16 protein-coding genes and 2 pseudogenes are annotated in these 18,458 nt (G+C 62.5%); 4 read left to right on the top strand and 14 right to left on the bottom strand.

Translation table 11 applies throughout. The annotated features are described in order from the left end of the window. Window positions 1-69: 69 nt before the first annotated feature. From P3T21_RS24735 to P3T21_RS24720, 4 genes are read right to left on the bottom strand one after another with little or no spacing between them, the layout of a single operon-like run. Window positions 70-729: a DUF2894 domain-containing protein gene (locus tag P3T21_RS24735; RefSeq protein ID WP_429258588.1), complete on the bottom strand. Its 660-nt coding sequence runs from the start codon at window positions 727-729 to the stop codon at window positions 70-72. Next, entirely contained in the window at window positions 722-1,369 is a 648-nt protein-coding gene (locus P3T21_RS24730) for an OmpA family protein (protein WP_429258587.1), read from the bottom strand. Before P3T21_RS24730 ends, P3T21_RS24735 begins: the two co-directional genes overlap by 8 nt. Then, window positions 1,366-3,462: a DUF802 domain-containing protein gene (locus P3T21_RS24725; protein ID WP_429258586.1), complete on the bottom strand. Its 2,097-nt coding sequence runs from the start codon at window positions 3,460-3,462 to the stop codon at window positions 1,366-1,368. Before P3T21_RS24725 ends, P3T21_RS24730 begins: the two co-directional genes overlap by 4 nt. A 10-nt stretch (window positions 3,463-3,472) precedes the next feature. Next, window positions 3,473-4,216, bottom strand: coding sequence for a DUF3348 domain-containing protein (locus tag P3T21_RS24720; protein WP_429258585.1), 744 nt, complete (start codon window positions 4,214-4,216; stop codon window positions 3,473-3,475). A 383-nt stretch (window positions 4,217-4,599) separates the two neighbouring features. On the opposite strand from P3T21_RS24720, the gene P3T21_RS24715 reads away from it, so the two are divergent. Together P3T21_RS24715 and P3T21_RS24710 are read left to right on the top strand one after the other, a co-directional pair. Continuing rightward, on the top strand, window positions 4,600-6,273 hold the full coding sequence (locus tag P3T21_RS24715; RefSeq protein WP_429258665.1) for an FAD-dependent oxidoreductase: 1,674 nt from the start codon (window positions 4,600-4,602) through the stop codon (window positions 6,271-6,273). Between the two features lie 96 nt (window positions 6,274-6,369). Then, the gene (locus P3T21_RS24710; RefSeq protein ID WP_429258584.1) at window positions 6,370-7,077 is read left to right on the top strand and encodes a GNAT family N-acetyltransferase; all 708 of its coding nucleotides are present in this window, start codon (window positions 6,370-6,372) and stop codon (window positions 7,075-7,077) included. A gap of 94 nt (window positions 7,078-7,171) precedes the next feature. Here P3T21_RS24710 and P3T21_RS24705 read toward each other — a convergent pair whose 3' ends face one another. Next, on the bottom strand, window positions 7,172-7,453 hold the full coding sequence (locus tag P3T21_RS24705; RefSeq protein WP_429258583.1) for a hypothetical protein: 282 nt from the start codon (window positions 7,451-7,453) through the stop codon (window positions 7,172-7,174). A gap of 678 nt (window positions 7,454-8,131) precedes the next feature. On the opposite strand from P3T21_RS24705, the gene P3T21_RS24700 reads away from it, so the two are divergent. Then, a complete protein-coding gene (locus tag P3T21_RS24700) occupies window positions 8,132-8,296 on the top strand; it encodes a hypothetical protein (protein WP_429258582.1) in 165 nt (54 codons plus the stop codon). 327 nt (window positions 8,297-8,623) lie between these two features. On the opposite strand, the gene P3T21_RS24695 is transcribed toward P3T21_RS24700, so the two are convergent. Further along, complete coding sequence (locus tag P3T21_RS24695) at window positions 8,624-10,357, bottom strand: FAD-dependent oxidoreductase (RefSeq protein WP_429258581.1); 1,734 nt, start codon at window positions 10,355-10,357, stop codon at window positions 8,624-8,626. A 424-nt stretch (window positions 10,358-10,781) separates the two neighbouring features. On the opposite strand from P3T21_RS24695, the pseudogene P3T21_RS24690 reads away from it, so the two are divergent. Next, window positions 10,782-11,228 (top strand): annotated as a pseudogene (locus P3T21_RS24690) (MFS transporter); the annotation flags it as partial. Between the two features lie 398 nt (window positions 11,229-11,626). On the opposite strand, the pseudogene P3T21_RS24685 reads toward P3T21_RS24690, so the two are convergent. The 8 genes and pseudogenes from P3T21_RS24685 to P3T21_RS24650 all read right to left on the bottom strand — a co-directional run. Continuing rightward, window positions 11,627-11,770: pseudogene (locus P3T21_RS24685) on the bottom strand (IS5/IS1182 family transposase); the annotation flags it as partial. A gap of 428 nt (window positions 11,771-12,198) precedes the next feature. Then, window positions 12,199-12,585, bottom strand: a complete 387-nt coding sequence (locus P3T21_RS24680; RefSeq protein WP_429258580.1) for a BON domain-containing protein — start codon at window positions 12,583-12,585, stop codon at window positions 12,199-12,201. A 30-nt stretch (window positions 12,586-12,615) separates the two neighbouring features. Further along, window positions 12,616-13,761 carry a porin gene (locus P3T21_RS24675; RefSeq protein ID WP_429258579.1) on the bottom strand — a complete coding sequence of 382 codons (1,146 nt, stop codon included), beginning with the start codon at window positions 13,759-13,761 and terminating at the stop codon, window positions 12,616-12,618. A 92-nt stretch (window positions 13,762-13,853) separates the two neighbouring features. After that, window positions 13,854-15,482, bottom strand: a complete 1,629-nt coding sequence (locus P3T21_RS24670) for a 3-(methylthio)propionyl-CoA ligase (protein WP_429258578.1) — start codon at window positions 15,480-15,482, stop codon at window positions 13,854-13,856. A 42-nt stretch (window positions 15,483-15,524) separates the two neighbouring features. Beyond that, a complete protein-coding gene (locus tag P3T21_RS24665; protein ID WP_429258577.1) occupies window positions 15,525-15,881 on the bottom strand; it encodes a Rieske (2Fe-2S) protein in 357 nt (118 codons plus the stop codon). Window positions 15,882-16,026: 145 nt separating this feature from the next. Continuing rightward, a complete protein-coding gene (locus P3T21_RS24660; RefSeq protein WP_429258576.1) occupies window positions 16,027-16,587 on the bottom strand; it encodes an RBBP9/YdeN family alpha/beta hydrolase in 561 nt (186 codons plus the stop codon). Between the two features lie 19 nt (window positions 16,588-16,606). Beyond that, complete coding sequence (locus P3T21_RS24655; protein WP_429258575.1) at window positions 16,607-17,455, bottom strand: TauD/TfdA dioxygenase family protein; 849 nt, start codon at window positions 17,453-17,455, stop codon at window positions 16,607-16,609. A gap of 10 nt (window positions 17,456-17,465) precedes the next feature. Then, complete coding sequence (locus P3T21_RS24650) at window positions 17,466-18,446, bottom strand: quinone oxidoreductase family protein (RefSeq protein ID WP_429258574.1); 981 nt, start codon at window positions 18,444-18,446, stop codon at window positions 17,466-17,468. Between the last annotated feature and the right edge of the window lie 12 nt (window positions 18,447-18,458).

Below are 18,458 nucleotides of genomic sequence, written 5' to 3'. Positions count from 1 at the left end.
TTCGATATCCATCGTTCATGGATTTCGGGCGAGCGCCTCAAGGCTTCCAGGCGCTTCCCCCTCACGGCGTTAGCGTGAATTGCCCCGAGTACTCTTCCTGACGCTCCCGACGCGAGGCGCATCTTTACCCGCCAGGACGCCGCCGTTCATCTGCTCCATCCACGACAACGCGTCGACGTACGACAGGAACTGCTGGAGATAGCCTGGCGACAGCTCGCGCATCAGCGAGAGCGACCGATGCACGAGGCTACTCGAATTGAGCGGACCGGCATTCCCGGGCACCTGCTCCAGCGACTGTCGGAACTGTCTCTCGTTCCTGACCTTCGACGAGAGCGCTCTGAAGTAATCGAGCGCCTCCAGTTCTGGCCAGGCGGGAGACCGGGATGCGACGTCACCCGCAGCGGGCTCGTCTCCACCAGCGGGCGCATGGCTGGCGATGTAATCGATCAGTCCGGCAAGCGCTCCGCGAGCGGGCCCGGCGGGTGATGCCGCGCTGCCGGCGTCGGCAGCCCGCGATGCGGCGCGCTCGAGACCGCTGGCATACGCCGCGAGCAGTGTGGACAGCCTGTCGTCCAGGATACGTCGCGCGTCGCCGCTGTGGCGCGCCGCGCGCCGATCCAGCGCCTCGATGAAACGAAAGCGGACAGGATCCAGGCGATCGGCGCCGCGCTCGCGCCATGCGTCGAGCGTCGCCCGGGCCTTGCCTGTCACACCAGCGCCGCTACTCACGGGGCTTCGCCGCTGCGGTCGAGGGCCTCGGGATCGGCGCCAGTTCCACTCGCCGGTTCCTGGCCCGTCCCGCGTCGTCGGCATTCGAGCTCACGGGCTGCTGGGAGCCAAACGCGGCCGCAAATACCGAGGAGGAAGGAATGCCTTCATCGATCAACGCACGGGTCACCGTCAGCGCGCGCTGGGCCGACAGCTCCCAGTTGTCGGCAAAGCGACGGTTAGCCTCCCGCACCTGCCGGTCATCGGTAAAGCCGCTCACCATCAGGATCTCGTCCCGGGTCTGGAGGTAAGCGGACAGCGGCCCAGCCAGGCTCTTCAATACTTCCCGGCCTTCGGGCTGCAACTGATCGGAGTTCAGCGCGAACAACACACTGCCGCTGATGCCGATGCGCCCGTTGACCAGCGTCACCCGGCCCGCCGCCAGCGGCCCTGCCAGCGCCTGCTCCAGGCTCTTGCGGCGCTGCGTTTCCATCTGACGCTGCCTGACCTCCTGTTCCAGCCTGGTCGAGAGCTCCAGTTGCACGCCGATGACGCCCACCAGGATCAGCACGAAGGCGCCCAGCAGCACCGACATCAGGTCGCCGAAGACGGGCCATATCGGCGCCGTCGTCTCCACGCCGCCGTCGATTTCGTCGCTCATGCCACTTCAGCTCCGGCGGACGCCCGCTGACCGGCGAGCTGTTGCAGGTCTTCGACGATCTGCTTCTGCGACATCATGCTCAGGTCGATGACTTCCCTCGCCTGCGCGACATAATAGGCAAGCTGTTCGTCGCTCCGCGCGAGGGACTTGTCCAGCGCGGCTTCGATCCGCTGCAGGTGGACCACCAGCCTGTCGTTCGACTCGCCGAACAGCTGGACAGCCACCCCGAATGCTTCACCCAGGCTCGCCACCTCGACGGCGCTGCCGGTGACCTGTGCGGCAACGGCGGAGAGCTTCCCGGTCTCAAGCTCGACCTTGTCGGTGAACTGGGTGCCGACACGATCCAGCAGTTCTGCCGACGTGGCGACTAGCGCGTCGACGGCTGACCGCTGTTCGGTGGAGGTATGGTTCACGGCATCGAGCAGGGTTTCCAGCGTTTCCAGCAGGCGGCTGCGCTCCTCCAGCATCGCGGTGTCGCGGGCCATGCTGTCGGAGAGCTTCTGGCGCAGTTCGGCGACGACTTCGGCCGCGGCCCTGGGGGCTTCCGACGCGGCCTGCACGAGGCGGGAGATCTCGGCGATCGTGTCGCTGGCGTGTGCCTGCGTCTGGGCCGATATATCGTGCGCGGTCTGTGCCAGCGTGTCACAGATCGCCTGTTGCCGGCTCGCGGTGCGCGCGCCCGCCTGCTCCCACTCGCGGCTTAACGTAGCGGCCATCGAACCGAGCGTCTCGGTCCAGGCCGCCAGCCGTTGCTGGTCCCGCGATGCCAGGTCCGCCTGCCAGTCCGCATGCGACTGGCCCACGGTGCGTAGCAGCGACGCCGAGTGCTGCTCGAAGGTCGCTGCGGCAACCGTCAGGGCCTGCTCGTTGTGGCCCGCCAGCTTCTCGCTGACGCGTTCTTGCCGCGACAGCGCCTCGCTCCACGCTTCCGACACGCTACCCGCCATGGCGTCGAGGCGCGTGGAGACGCCTTCCAGCAGACCGGCCGAGCGTTGTTCGAAGGTTTCAGTGAATCGATCCAGCGACGTGCGCAGGTGCTGCGCAAGCGCCTCGCTCGAGCGCTGGTGCCCCGCCAGTGCCTGGTTCCAGATGTCCGCCACGTTAGTGGTCGTCGCCTCGAAACCGGTCGACAGCCCGGCCAGCTGCCGCTCTACGGCGTGCGTGACGGTGTCGTGCAACGAAGCCGTCTCGCGCGCGAGACCCGCCATCGTCGCCTCCATGACCGGCTGTAGCGCCGCGCCGGCGGTGCGGGCGCTTTCGGCGACGCTCTCCTTCAACGACTGCTCCACGGACGAAGCCAGGCGCGTATAGGCGGCCTCGGCCTTGCCGTGGAAGGCATCCTGGCTGGCGATCTGCCGCTCGTTCAAGGCGAAGCTCTGTTGCTCGATGGTCGCCATCATCGCCTGCAACCGGTCGACCAGGGTGGGCATCACTTCGGCCTGCCGCTGCAAAAGCTTGAAGGTTTCCTCGCGCTGATGGGTCTGCGAATAGACGCGCAATGTCGTCGCGATCTTCACGTCGAGCATCTGCGCCGCCTGGAGCCGCTCGCGCCGGCACAACGCGGAGAGGAGCCCCAGCATGGCGGATGTGGCCACGCCCGCGATCGAGGTGCCGAACGCAAACCCCAGTCCCTTGACCGGTGCGGCCAGCGAAGCGCGGATAGCCTGCAGGTCCGTCGCGCTTTCCAGCGCCATCCCGGTGCCCCTCAGGGTCGCCACCATGCCGAGAAGCGTACCCAGCATGCCCAGCAACACCAGCAAGCCGACCAGATACGGCGTTAGCGCCGGGCCGGCCAGGGCCACGCGCTCACCCTCGATGCGCAGGCGCACTGCATTGCGCAGGCTGGGATGCAATGGGTCGAGCCAGGCACCCAGGCTGGGCGGTGGTCCGGAGAGGCCCGTGACAGCGCGCGCCAGGCTGGAAGTGGCCTGGCTGTAGCGTTGCAGTTCGAGCGCGCCCCCCAGGTAGAAGGCGCCAACCAGCATCGTGACGGCCAGCGCCAGTGGATTCGAGCCGACGTAGCCGGCGCCGGTCCAGCACACAGCGGCCAGACCTGCCAGAAAAACAACAAGAGCAAGAAGATATCTGGACATAGTGTCCCAGTTAGCGGGTGCGAAGGGCCGCAAGCAACCCATCGACCGGTTGAAAACGAACATCCAGTTCGGCGAGCAACACGCTCTGCATATCCTTGCGGAACACGTCCAGCCATGCGCCGGGCGTGGCCGCCCCGGTGTCCCCCGAGGCCTGGGCGGCGGTCAGCGTATCCTGCCCGGCCTCGCGCAAACGCGCGAAATGCCCTGCGAGCAACACGGGCACGGCGGCCAGCAGACTCCGCTCGCGCTCGCTCAGCGCCCGCTCCATGACGGCATCCACCGCCGCGAGCCGGGCCATGCCGGGCGTCCCGGCGGCCAGCATTCCCCGCAGGCGGCCGCGCAGGTTGCCGATGGCCGTCTCCATCGTCTGCTGCATGGAGAGATAGCGCTGACGAAAAACCGCGTAATCGACCGCTGCGTCCACGGGGGCGCCCTGGGGCCCCGCTTGCGCAGGCCCGCGCCGCCTGCCGGCGGCGAACGCACTATCGCCGGCGATGGCATTCGCCAACGCGGTGCGCACGCGGGCGCACTCGTTCTCTTCAGCGTGGCCGTTGGCTCGCGCGCCGGAGGCTTCGGCAGGCGGATTGCCCTTCAGCGCCGTGGACAGCGCGACGGCATCGGTCCAGTCGAGCCATTGGCTCAGCCGGTGCGAGAGCGATTGGCTGGAGTCGGAAACATCGATGTCCGTCAAGCGAGCAAGTAAGCGAATGAGCGCCGGACTGCTGAAACCTGTGCGCTGTGAGGCTTGCACCATTCCACCAGATTCAAAAAAGTCAGCAGTTTACACGCCGACGGGGTGGGGGCCGCCGTCTCTTGATTAACAGGGCGGGCGAGCGCGGCATTTCAGCGGGGCCGACATGCCACTCGCGATGGGGCGCAGCGGGCGTTAGAACGGCCGTCCGGGTACCGGTGGCGATCGCCCTCGGGTGGCCACCCCGGGACTTTCGCAGCGAGCACATTGCACGCGGTCCACCCTCTCGGCGCGCACTTTACTGATAACGGAGGCCAGGCGCACAATCTGTGCGGATCTCGCGGTTCGCAGTCTTTTCCAGCCTTCCGGATTGTCCGCGCCGACGCGGAATCCGGTAACAGGCTCACCAGGGTCGCAATGTGCGCCCACCCATTCGGAACGCCCCCATGAGCGATAAGTCTTCAGGCAGAGTTGAAGAACTGATGACAGGCGGCAGCCGTCACCATCAGATTTTTCCAAGGCTGGATGAAAGGCAGTTTGCGCTATTGGAGAGATACGGCGAACGACGCAAACTGAAAACGGGCGACGTGCTGTTCTCCGAAGGCGATCGGCACATTCCCATGTTCGCCATCGTCTCCGGGACAATCGAGGCGACGAGAGGCTTCGGAGACAGTCTCCATATTCTGGGCTCGCACGGTCCCGGCAGCTTCACCGGCGAGGTCGGAACCCTTGCCGGCCGCGCCGCGGTGGCAACCGCACGCGCCACCTGTGATTGCGAAGTTATCGTTATCGACGAGGAATCGCTACGCGCGCTCGTCATTGCAGAAGCGGAGTTGAGTGAAACGATCATGCGCGCGTTTATCCTGCGACGCGTCGCGTTCATTCAGGATCAGAACGGGGGTGTTCTGGTCATTGGCAGTTCGGCTTCTGCGGCCACGCTCCGTTTGCGGCATTTTCTGAGCCGCAACGCCCAGCCTTCGGCCTACTTCGATATCGAGGAGCATGAGGAAGCAAAGGCGCTCCTTGAGCGTTATGGCGCGACGGACGCGGACATACCGGTGCTCATCACATTGCAAGGCATCGCGCTAAAGCGTCCGACCAACCGGGCCGTGGCTGATGCGATTGGCCTGAGCCCCGACAGGTTGAATGGCGAGCGGTTCGATGTGGTCGTGGTCGGCGCGGGACCGGGAGGTCTTGCGGCCGCAGTCTATGCGGCATCCGAAGGACTGAGGGTGGCGGTTCTCGACACCAAGGCCCCAGGCGGCCAGGCGGGTACCAGCTCGAAGATTGAAAATTACTTCGGATTCCCAACAGGTATCTCGGGACAGGCGCTTGCTGGACGCGGCCTGTCTCAATGCCGTAAATTCGGCGCGGAGGTCGGCGTACCCATCGAAGTACTCGGCATCGAATGCCACGACGCGCCGCCCTTTCACATCGTTCTTGATTACGATGAGCACGTGTATGCCCGCGCTGTCGTCATCGCTACCGGCGCTCGCTATCGAAAACCGTCGCTGACCCGCCTTGAGCATTTTGAGGGACGCGGAGTCTATTACAGCGCAACGTTTATGGAAGCCGCGTTTTGCGCCAACGAAGAGCTGATTATCGTCGGCGGAGGAAATTCAGCCGGCCAGGCAGCGGTTTTCCTCGCGGGACTTGCGCGTCACGTCCACATCGTGATTCGCGGCGACGGACTCAACGCGAGCATGTCGAACTATTTGATCAGGCGGATTGACGCGGCTGCGAACATCACCGTTCATCGACGGACGCAGATCGTCGAGTTGAACGGCGAAGCACAACTTGAATCTGTCAAATGGGACCGGCAAGGGCATATTGAATCAAAGCCGGTCCGGCACGTCTTCCTGTTTCTTGGTGCACAGCCCAATACCGGCTGGCTCGGCGATTGCGTTGCGCTGGACAAGAACGGCTTTGTGCTCACTGGCCCCGATGCAATCACCGGGTGGCCGTCCGACCGCCCTCCTCATTATCTGGAGACGAGCCGGCCCGGCATCTTCGCAGTGGGTGACGTTCGCAGTGGCTCGGTGAAGCGGGTTGCCGCCGCGGTCGGAGAAGGCGCTGCCGCCATTCAGTCTCTTCATCAATATCTGGCTCTGTATGAGTGACGTCTGACTGCGTCGGGACCACTTATGTCGCTCGGTTTTCTGATAAACGCTGCTTGAGGCATCAATAGTAAAGTAGCGCGAGCGAAAGGACCCGACATGAACCATTCAACACAATCCAGCCTCGACCGCCCGATCTGGGCGGCCCTGACAGGCAGACAGGCGCATCTCCGGCAAGGTGACCTGCTTGCCCGTCGCTACCACCCCGACGTAGCTCCGTTTGCAGCTGTCGCGTGTGACACCCCGGCGGCCTACCAGACGCTCCATCAGCTCCTGCTTCCTCACGAGCAGGTGGCATTGCTGTCTTTCGATCCAGTCGATCCAGTCGATGCTCTACGAGCAGAGCCGATGGGCATGATCCATCAGATGGTGGCCACTCGCCACGAAGCCAGAGGCACGGATGATCTGGAAGTCATCCCCCTGGGTAGCGTCGATGCGAAAGACATGCTCGATCTGGTCCAAAAGACCAAACCGGGTCCTTTCGGCAAGCGAACGCACGAGATGGGCAACTACATTGGAGTTCGCGACCGGGGGCGTCTCATTGCGATGGCAGGCGAACGCATGCATCTCGACGGGTTCGTCGAGATAAGCGCGGTTTGCGTGGATGACGCGTGGCGCGGCAGGGGCCTGGCTGGGCGGCTCGTGAAGGTGTTGTGCCGGGACATCGAGCAACGTGGGGAGACTCCATTCCTGCACGTACTCGGCGACAACCATTCCGCGATCGGGTTGTATGAACGTCTTGGATTCGAGTTGCGGAGGAGGTTCATCCTTACGCGGATCAGGCATGCTGATCCGGGTGCGGCGTGATGCGATGTTCCTGTTCGCGCTATCGATTGTGCCGGCGCGAAGCAACGGTTCAGTCGCGGAGTACCAGCAAACTGGTGCTCCGCGAACGAACTCATCAACCACCGCGATACATCGGATCGATGCTATCAGCCGGGGCACGCCGGCCGGATTGCGACTTGACCGATTCCGCGCCGCCGACGCCACTGTGGTTCCCGTCAACCGCGCTGCCCTGGCCTTCTGACGCGGCCTTCGTTTGAGCGGCTTGACCACGTTGCGATGCTGGCGCATCGACGTCGGTGCGAGAGACGGAAGTCTGGCCGTAACCGCCCGCGAAGGCGGGAGCCGCCAGCGATACGGCGCTTGCGACTAACAAGGTAGCGATAGATTTCGCTTTCATGATGACTCCAATAAGCTTGTTGAACATTCGAATGCACCCGGATCAGGTCCATCGCGGCGCGCCATGGTTAACGTTGATGGGACGACGCGCAGGACCGTGCCGCGCTAACAAAGAGGCTCAAACGAACAACACGCTTCCCGGAATCTGAGCAATGCTGCTGACGCCGTGGCGCTAGCACCAAACCGGTCGCCGTTGCGCCCACGGCTACAAATGCACGGGTTGTGCCAACCCTGATTCGCACACCCTCTGAGCGGCCCTAACCACCTGAAAATAAACAACATCGATTTCGACCACGAGGCTTTTACAGCCAGATTGAGAAGCGACGATGTCTGGCGGTAGACAACGCTTTTTGAACCGCTGTGTGCGCTCACCCAACAGAACAAAGTCTGCGCGCTCAAGCGCGACGGACGTTCTCGAGATCGCGAGCAATACCCTCACCAGCCCAGATCGACGTTGTGGTCATTCTTCGGACAATTCCATTTTTTAGCGTTCGGAAATCCGATTGGAACGCGTAGCGTTCGGGCCGCCGCCTCGATTGTTGTCAAACTCAAAACTGTGAATTCGTCGCTGCTCCGTTGATGTCTACCGCGGAGTGCCTAGAATCACTTTCGTAGACAAACCGTTCGTACGCGTCATCGTTCGAACTGAATCGCATGATTCTGCGATGTGGAGCATCAGATGGACATCCTGGACCTGGCTCGAAAATCGGGAATAACGGTTGTTCTTGACGCAAAGATTGGACGTCAGGAATACCGCACTGTGCATGGTTCCGTTGAAGCGCTGGAGCGCTTTGCGAAGCTTGTTGCTGCGTCTTTGCATGACGAGCTGGCAGAGCAGGATTGATGCGTGTCGACAGCAACCGCATAAAGGAGCAGCAATGAATTACGACTCATCGAATTCCAGAAACCGCCGCCCGGGTGACAGGCATGGCGAACGTTCGCCCTCTGAAGAGGGCTCACGGGTGGTCAGCAGGACGCGCGAAACGACGAGGAACTGGGCGTGGGCGCACAGCAACGAATCATATGACTGGATGGACTCGCATAGTCCGTTTACCGCGCAAGACCCGTTTCATTGAAAGGGTGAAAATGTCGCGACGGTCGGCTCGATCGAAGCTGTACCGACGACTGCAAGTAGCCTGTCTCAGGCGCCGGCGATCCACCACCCGTGCGTTCACCGCGCGCCGGCCAGAAAGCCATGAATCTGCGCCACCACGGCCGCGCCTTCGCCCACTGCCGACGCGACACGCTTGGTCGATCCTGAACGAACGTCGCCGATCGCGAAGACACCCTTGACGCTCGTCTGCAACGGCATCGAATGCGTGACAGCTTCGAGAACGTCGGTGCCTGTCAATACGAACCCTTTGCTGTCGAGCGACACGCCGCATGTCTTGAGCCAGCCAGTATTCGGATCCGCGCCAATGAAGACGAACAGGTGATGTGTCGTCATGCTTCCTTCAATGCCACCGGCACCGCGGTAGTACACGCGCTCGAGACGCGCATCCCCCTCGAGCGCGGTCAGTTCGATGCGTGTATGAAGCGTCACGTTCGGCAGCGATGCGACACGTTCAGTCAGGTAGTGCGACATGCTGTGCTCGAGGCTCGCGCCTCGAATGAACATGTGTACATGCTCGGCGTGTGATGCCAGAAACACCACTGCCTGCCCTGCCGAATTGCCGCCACCGACCAGCACCACCGGCTCCTTGCGGCACAGCCTCGCCTCGATCGGCGTAGCCCAGTAATAGACGCCGCAGCGCTCGAAGCGCGCGAGGTCCTCGACGGCCGGTCGCCGATACTCTGCGCCACTGGCGATGACCACCGTGCGCGCGGTGATGCGGTGGCCATCGGCAAGCTCCACGACAGGCGGTTGCCTGTCGCAATACAACGCCTTGACCTCGCACGGGATGCCGATGTGTGCACCGAACTTCTGCGCCTGGATGAACGCACGGCCCGCGAGAGCTTGACCCGTGATGCCGGTGGGGAAGCCCAGATAGTTCTCGATGCGCGCACTCGTACCGGCCTGGCCACCGGGTGCGCGACAGTCGAGCGTCGCGACCGACATTCCCTCGGATGCCGCGTAGACGGCCGCCGCAAGTCCCGCGGGGCCTGCGCCGACGATCACCACATCGTAGATGTGCGTCGGATCGAACTCGGGAATCAGTCCGAGGCAAGACGCAAGCTGCCCCGCATCGGGGTTTCGCAGCACGGTGCCGTCCGGACAAACGACGAGCGGGAAGTCGTCGGGCTGCGGCGTCAGGCGTTCGAGTAGCGCGACGGCTTCGGCGTCCTGCTCCGCATCGAGCGTCATGTTCGGAAAAGCGTTGCGGCGCAGGAAATTCTGCAACGCGAGGAGTTGTGCGTCACTGGAGGAGCCGACCAGAACGACCCCTTGTCCGCGCTCGATCACGAGGACACGCCTCAAAATCAGTGCGCGCATGATCTTTTCGCCAAGATCGGCTTCGCTGATCATCATGGCGCTGAGTTCGTTGGGCCGCACCAACACCGCTTCGACATCTTCGACGACATGCGCGTCTACAACTGCGGGCTTGTTCGAGAGCTGGGTGACATCCGAGGTGAACTCGCCGCGCTGCGTATAGGTGTGAATGATCCGTTCGTGGCCGAGGCCATCACGGGCGATTATCCGGATTTTGCCCGACAGCAGGACGAACATTCCCGGGCAGAGGCTTCCCGCACGATAGAGCAATGTGCCTTTGGCGTAGCGGGACAGGCTGCCGAAGCGACGCACCCTGTCGACCTCAGCCTCCGTGAGGACCGGAAACATCTGCTGGTAACGCGGATGGTCGCGCACGCTCGGGTCTTCGACGACCGCGCCGTCGTCGATACGACTCGCATCGCCTGCCGGCTGATGGGCGGGTGTATCGTCGCCCGGTGTTGACTCGTTGCTCATCTCGGACTCTCCTCCAGCGGCTGGTCGAAGCCGCCACCGCCTGGTCGACTGTCGCCCGCTGCCGGAAGCCGAAGGCTCCGTAACGTCAAATCAAAATGGAATGGCTGCTGAATATTTCCGCTCGCGTTTCTTCGGCGGTCACCGGTGCGCAAGGGAATGACCGGGTACATGGCCGCCCGTGCGATTGCAATGAAGAGAGTAGTCGAGTTGCCGCGGGGCAGCCAGGGATTGTTGCATCGGACGGGTTACGCAGACCACTCAAGAGACCTTTCGAACGCGCCGATTGTCGTCCAGAATATTTTGATGAATAGCGAGCATCATCCTCACAGCCTCATGTTTGTGCAGGTATTGACAATCGAAGACATTGTCCCCGTACGACTGTCAAACGCTGGTAACCGCGACGCTTACCGACATCAGAGGTCGCATGATCGACGATTCGCTTACGGTCCGTAACGCGCGGTTGAGCGCCCGCCAGCGCTGGACGATTTTTGTTGCGAGCACAGGCGGCGCGCTCGAGGTATTCGATTTCGCCGTCTACGGATTTTTCGCACAGAGCATCGGCCGCGAATTCTTCCCGGCACGAACGGGCCTACCTGCAGAGACACTGGCGTTCGCGGTCCTGGCTGTCGGCTCCATGTCGAGGCTCGTGGGCGGCATCTTCCTCGGCCGGCTGGGTGACAAGTACGGCCGGCGCATTGTGTTCACCTCGTCGGCAATGGTCGCTGCTGTGTCGACCTTGCTCATCGGAATACTTCCTTCATACGAATCACTGGGCATGACCGCGCCAACGCTCCTGGTTCTGCTACGACTCACACAGGGATTGTGCCTGGGCGGTGAATTGCCGGGAGCGGTCATCTATGCCGTTGAAACAGCGCACGCGAAACCCGAGGTCTTATGCGGCATGGTGCCAAGAGAGAGGGCGACGGCGCACGTCGCCACGAGTCGAAGTGTTTTCATGTTGACTGACTCCAGCAAAGTAATGCGGACACGGTCAACAGACGGTTGGCCGCAATGGCGGTTTCGAACGACTTCGCGCGCGGCGTCGCGTTCTTGGCGCTCGCCCCATGTTGCGATCGGACCGCTGAAATCACTATCGACGCAATATGAAGAAATCGTTAACTTGCACGGACCCGCGCACACGCGCGGCGGTAGATGCAACCGAGGCACGCCATCAGCAACTGCTTGCAACGCATTCAAAGGAACGCTGAGCAGCTGTGAATCCAGTCGTGTTCTGCTGTCGGGCCGCGACCGTCGGTTAAACCAGCGCGCACAACGCGGGCAGGCGCTGGGCCAGTACACCTGCAGAGTCATCCCGTTTTCAACGGTCGTGAATCGACGAATTGCGCGCTCCCCGGCAGGGCATTGATACTCGTCGTTCCTTGCAACGTAGACGAAGTCCCGCTTGGTAAAGAGAACTGCTGCAGATCTTCTTGCTCGCGACGTTCTGCATCCTCGTCGGCGATATGGATGCTGGTCAGTACTGGGGCAACCGTAGCTATGCAGCCCAGTGCGACAGAAGCAGAAATAAGCGTCAGCCGCTTGATCATCTCGCAGGTCCCGTCGTGAATGACCGCAAGGGAGGCTTCGCGCCACAAGTGCGGCACGCTCGGAGTCGAACGTATGGAATTACGATGCCAGCATGAAGAATAGTATCTGGAGCTATTTTTCAATGCGTTTGATTTGTGCGCCCTATATCCGCTCCTGGGCGAATGCGAACAGCCGATCTCGCAGGGAGGCAGTGGCTGCGCGAGACCGCCAGATTGGGCGTCGCCACTGATGGGTCGAAGTCGGCGTGGCCAGTTGTCTTCGGCCTCGCCCACTCCGTTTCTGACTACGGCGGATTACATGCCGCCAAACGGTTTCTTCACCGTCAGCTTGTTGGCCACCGACGTCACTCCGGGAACGCCCCTGGCGATCGCCTCGACCTTGCCGACATGGGCAGCTTCCGTGACCGTGCCATTCAGTGTCACCGCGCCGTCTTTCGCAATGACACTGATGTCTCCGGCGCTGATTTCCTTGTCCTGCCCGATGGCAGCGTAAATCTTCCGGCGCAGGGCGCGATCCGCTTTCCTTCCCGTGGGTGCCGCTGCGCCCGATCCCGCTATCGCGGACGCACCTTGCGCACTGGGCGGGGTACTGGCTGCTTCACCGGCCTGGCACCACGTGGTCATGGACATTGGAACCAACAATGTGGCGACAGCCAGCCCAAGTACCTTGATTGTTTTCATGGATTGCTCCGCTTGATGAGGGTGACGGAATCAGAAGTTATGGCGCAGGCCGATCATGGCCGCAGTGGTGGAGACGCCCGGCGCAACCGGTGCCCCATAGATGATCGTCTGGTTCATCGTCCCCTTGTTGTCGACGTAGCCGACTTGCGCGTACACCTTGGTCCGTTGGGACAGGTTATATTCCGCACCCACTGCGATTTCGCTCGAGTGATTCGCTGAATGATTCCGGTCCTTCAGGTAGTAGTAGCCGGACGTGATCTTGAAGTGCGGATTGAACTGGTAGCCGAGGCCACCCGACACCATTTCGAAGTCAACGGTGTTGCTCTTCGCCGGGTTCTTGCCGATGCCATACGAGGCGGACATAGAAAACCCGCTGATCGTGTACATCGCACCGAAATAGTAGAAGCGATTGTTGCTCTGGCCTGTCGCAGGCGCAGCCGGCGCCGCCGGATAGGTCAGCGGGAACGGATTGGTGTCATGTCCGTTGTAGTACACAGCGGACAGGTTCAGTCCGTAATTCGAATACTTGAGCACAGCCGATTCACGCGTGCCGCCCTGGAACTGTCCCGCGACGCCACCCGGCGCGTACTCAAGCGCAAGCGATGCACCATAGAATTTCGGCGAATTGTAGACCAGCGCGTTGCTGTCATAGAGGGCGCCGATTGGGGCGTTCGTGCTGGTGCCGGGCCAGCCGGCCGCCTGATTGATGCCGAGCCACGCAGTCAGGATACTGCCGAAATACTGTGCGCCGCGTACGTCGGTTTCCGCCATCGCGTAGATCATCGGGATGATCTGCCGGCCGGCGTCGAACGTGCCAAACGGCCCGGATGCCCCGATCGTCGAGAACTGGTTGAAGATTGCGGTTGTGCCCGGCGTATCGGACAGCCCGAACTTGCCGTTCGTGGTGTTGAACGTGCCTTGCAGCTTGAAGGTGATCTTGTAGCCACCGCCAATATCTTCGCTTCCCTTCAGGCCCCAGTAGCTGGCATAGATGCCGCCGTCCTTGAGTTGATAGACATGCCCCAGGTTATGCGCGGTCGGCAGGAACGTTGCGGTCGAGGTGCTCTGATACAGGAATCCACTGTCGAGTACGCCATAGAGCGTGACCGACGACTGGGCATGGGCTGCGCTGGCAAAAACTATCAGCACTGCCAGGCTGCTTGATTTCAATTTCATTGTGTCTCCTCCTGGTTTGGGGCGCGCCGGGTGGACCCGGCGGCTTATTGTTTGTTGCTCGAATGAAACTGTGTTGCTGCCACGTCGGTGTCTCAGGCCGACAGGTAGTAATCGCCGAACTGATCGCGTAACTGGTTCTTGAGTACCTTGCCGGTTGCGCCGAGCGGAACCGAGTCGACGAACACCACGGCGTCGGGCTTCCACCACTTCGCAACCCGGGCGTCGAAGAACGTGAGCAGTTCGGCCGCGTCGAGCGCGCTACCACCCTTCTTCACGATCAGCAGCAGCGGCCGCTCGTCCCACTTCGGATGCCGCGCGGCGATGCATACCGCCGTCGTGACTTCGGGGTGCAGGTACGCGACGTTTTCGATGTCGGTCGAGCTGATCCATTCGCCGCCGGACTTGATGACGTCCTTGCTGCGATCCGTAATCTGCATGAAGCCGTCTGGATCGATCCTGGCCACGTCGCCGGTTGGGAACCAGCCGTCGCGCAACGGCGGCGTGTCGTCGCTGCCGAAATATTCCCGCGTGACCCAATGACCGCGCACGAGAAGGTCGCCAGTTGTGGTGCCGTCCCACGGCAACGCCTCGCCTTCCAGGTCGACGATTTTCATGTCCATGCCGAATACCGGGCGCCCCTGCTTCGCCTGAAGCGCATAGCGCTCTTCCAGGGGCAGAGACACCTGATGCGCCTTGAAACTGCAGACGGTACCGACCGGGCTCAGTTCCGTCATGCCCCATGCGTGCACGACGTCGACGCCATGGCGCTCCTGGAACGCCGTCGTCATCGCTGTCGGGCACGGAGCGCCGCCGATAATCGTGCGCGTCATCGACGAAAACGAACCCGTGATCGCGTCGACATGCGCGAGCAGTCCTTGCCAGACTGTCGGCACGCCCGCCGACAGCGTGACCTGTTCGTCCTCGATCAGTTCATGGAGCGACTTGCCGTCCAGCGCCGGCCCCGGAAACACCAGCTTCGCACCCACCATGCAGGCGATATACGGCAGTCCCCACGCGTTCACATGGAACATCGGCACGACCGGGAGGATCACATCGCGCGCCGAACAGTTCAGCGAATCCGGCAGCGCTGCCGCGTAGGTGTGCAGCAGGGTCGAGCGGTGGCTGTATAGCACCCCCTTCGGGTTGCCGGTCGTCCCGGACGTGTAGCACAGCGATGACGCGCTGTTTTCGTCCAGCAGCGGCCAGTCGAATGCGTCGCTTTGACCGTCGACGAGATCCTCGTAGCACAGCAGCGTCGCCGACAGGCTATGGTCTCGCGGCATGTGCGCGCGATCGCTCATTGCAACGAAGACCTTCGGGCTCTTGACCCGTGGCGCGACGCTCTCGATCAGCGGCAGAAACGTCAGGTCAAAGAACACGACGCGATCTTCCGCATGTTCGATGATGTACGCGAGCTGGTCGACGTGGAGCCGGGGGTTGAGCGTATGCAACACGGACCCGGACCCCGACACCGCGAAGTACAGCTCCATGTGCCGGTAGCCATTCCACGCCAGCGTCCCAACCCGCTCGCCCGGCTTGATGCCGAGGCTTGCCAGGGCGTTTGCCACGCGGCGCGCGCGTTGCGCAAGGTCCCGGTACCGATAACGGTGAATGTCACCTTCGACCCGTCGCGACACGATTTCCTGTTCGCCGTGATGGCGTTCAGCATGCGTGAGCAGCGAAGCGACCAGTAGCGGTTGTTGCATCATCAAACCTTGCATCCTTGTTCCCCTGAATGGCTGTATGTTCCCGCGCGGCCTGGATCACGGTGCCGCACTGCGCACTGGTGCATGCGCGGGACGTGTGGTCGGATCCTCAAGACTCACGACCACCTTGCCGTCGATGGCCCGAACCGGGAAAGTTGTCAGGCTTAACCCGCCTGCGCCTGGCATGCAGCCAGTGCGCAAGTCGAAACGCAGACCGTGCGCCGGACAACGCAGCATGCACCCCTCGAGCTGACCGCTTGCGACCGAGGCCCCGTTGTGGGGACACGAGTCGTCGATTGCGTGGATCGTACCGGCGATGTTGAACAGGACAATGCTGCGGCCATCGATGAAGGCCAGTTTTCGTTGGCCGGGCGCGAGTTCATCGACCGCGCCAACCCGTATCTGACGTGACATTCCCTGCTCCTTTAATGCGGGACACGGTCGTGTCCAGATTGCGCTTGCCGATCAGGCGCCACGGACAGATGAATCGAAGAAGGCATCGATCACCAGGAAGGGCCGCTCGCCCGCGTCCCAATCTGCCCGCGCGGCCCAATTCTGATCAGACAAGTTCGTGGATCAGTGTCTCCGCCATCGGCCATTCACCAAACCCTGCAGCGGGATTCAGGTGACCGACTTCGCCGAGGTCGACAAGACGGCTGCCCCAGTGTTTCGCCATCGCCGCTACACGCTCGAGCTGCGCGAGCGGATCGTTGCGACTCGCGCCGACGATGCTCGGGAACGGCAGCGGCTTTCGTGGAACCGGATGCCAGCCGTTCCGAGCCAGCGCATCAATGGCCGGGTAGCCCGCCGGCAGCGGCGTCTCGAGGTCGGCAGGAGCGGCGAGCAGCGCACCGTGAATCTTGCGGCTGTGCTGCTCCGCCCAGTGCACCGTAATCATCACGCCCGCACTGTGCGCGACCAGGATCACCGGACCATCGATTTTCGCGAGGGCAGCATCGAGCGCCGCAACGCGCGCAGCACAACTGCGTTTGTCGTGCTCGAGCGGTGGCACCGAGGCCGCCTTGGGCAACTTTCTCTCCAGCAGAGTTTGCCAGTGCTCCGCCACGTGGTCGCGCAAACCCGGCACCATCAGAATGGTCGGTGTCGTATCGAGGGTCATTAAGTGGTCTCCGGCCCGATCAGTACGGCTTGTCGCCGATAATTCCGGCGCGCTCCATCTTGCGATGACACGGCGGGTAGTCCATCACTGCATAGTGCTGCGTGCTGCGGTTGTCCCAGATCGCTATGCTGTTGGGTTTCCAGCGCCAGCGGACCTGGTACTCGGGGATGCAGGCCTGGCTGATGAGATAGCGCAGCAGGTCACCCGCGCCCGGATTGGCGTCCTGCCCGAAGCGCACGCGCGCCGGTGTGTGGTAATTGGTGAAATGGGTGGTGAAGGCGCTCACGAACAACACCTTCTCACCGGTCTCTGGATGCGTGCGCACGACCGGATGCTCAGCGTCCGGGAATTGCGCTTTAAGAGCGAGACGGTTTTCGATCGGCATCGCGGCTCCGAAGCTCGCCTCGATGCTGTGGCGGGCGCGCAGGTCCGCGATCTGGGTCTTGATGTGGTCCGGCAGGTTCTCGTAGGCGAGGACCATGTTTGCCCACATTGTGTCGCCGCCGACTGGCGGGCACTCCACGCAGCGCAGGACAGCGCCGAACTGCGGCGCCTCGCGCCAGGTGGCATCCGCGTGCCAGGCGTTTTCATACCGGTCGTTGGGCTGATCCGGGTTCTTGTAGATGCGCACGAGGCCCGGATACTCCGGATCGCTGCCGGCGACGGGATGGTCTTCCAGTGCGCCAAAACGGCGAGCGAATGCGACGTGCTCGGCGCGCGAAATGTCCTGGTCGCGCAGGAACAGCACCTTGTGCTCAAGCAGCGCTGCCCGGATCCCGGCAAACAGGCTGTCATCGTGGATGGCATCGGCGAGATTCACCCCGACCAGTTCGGCACCGATGGCACACGTCAATTGTTCGACTCGCATGACCTGCTCCTCAGATAACGAAGACCGACGAGCCGGTCGTCTTGCGCGTTTCGAGGTCGCGGTGGGCCTGCGTCGCGTCCTCCAGTGCGTAACGCTGGTTGAGTTCGATCTTGACGCGGCCTGCGGCGACATGCCCGAAGAGTTCGCCGGCAAGTTCGTTTTTCTCGACGGGGTCGGCAATGTAGTCCGCCAGCGCGGGCCGCGTCAGGTAGAGCGAGCCCTTCATCGCCAGCATCTGCGGATTGAACGGCGGGATCGCTCCGGACGCCGTGCCGACGCAGACCATCAGGCCACGGCGCCTGAGCGAATCAAGCGACGCCTCGAAGGTATCCTTGCCGACGCTGTCGAACACGACGTCCACGCCCATGCCATTGGTCAGTTCGCGCACACGCTTCGCGACATCCTCCCGGCTGTAGTAGATGATGTGATCGCAGCCATGCGCGCGGGCCACCTCGCCCTTGGCCTCGTTCGATACCGTGCCGATCACGGTGAGACCCAGCAGCTTCGCCCATTGCGACACGATCAGACCGACACCGCCGGCGGCGGCATGCAGCAGGATGGTGTCGCCCGCCCTGAAGTCATGAATGCGGCGCATCAGGTACGACGAGGTCAGGCCTCGCATCGTCATGCCGGCAGCTGTTTCGCAGGAGATCGCATCAGGCAGCTTGATGAGCGGCGCGGCCGGGATCAGGCGTTCTGTACTGTAAGCGCCAAGCGTGTTGAGAAAGCCGGTGTAGGTCACGCGATCGCCGACCGCAACGTTGGTCACGTCGGGGCCGATGGCCTCGACCACACCTGCAGCCTCGACACCCATGCCCGCAGGCAGCGGCACGGGGTACAGGCCGGTGCGGAAGTAGGTGTCGGCGAAATTCAGGCCCACTGCCTCATGGCGCAAGCGAACCTGTGCGGGGCCGGGGTCGCCCACTTCAACGTTTTCATAGAGCAACACTTCGGGACCGCCGGTTTCATGGAAGCGCACTGCTTTCGCCATGTCAAATCTCCT

This window comes from Paraburkholderia sp. GAS334, from assembly GCF_050436625.1.
Taxonomy (GTDB): domain Bacteria; phylum Pseudomonadota; class Gammaproteobacteria; order Burkholderiales; family Burkholderiaceae; genus Paraburkholderia.
This window is presented reverse-complemented; position numbering and strand designations above follow the sequence as displayed.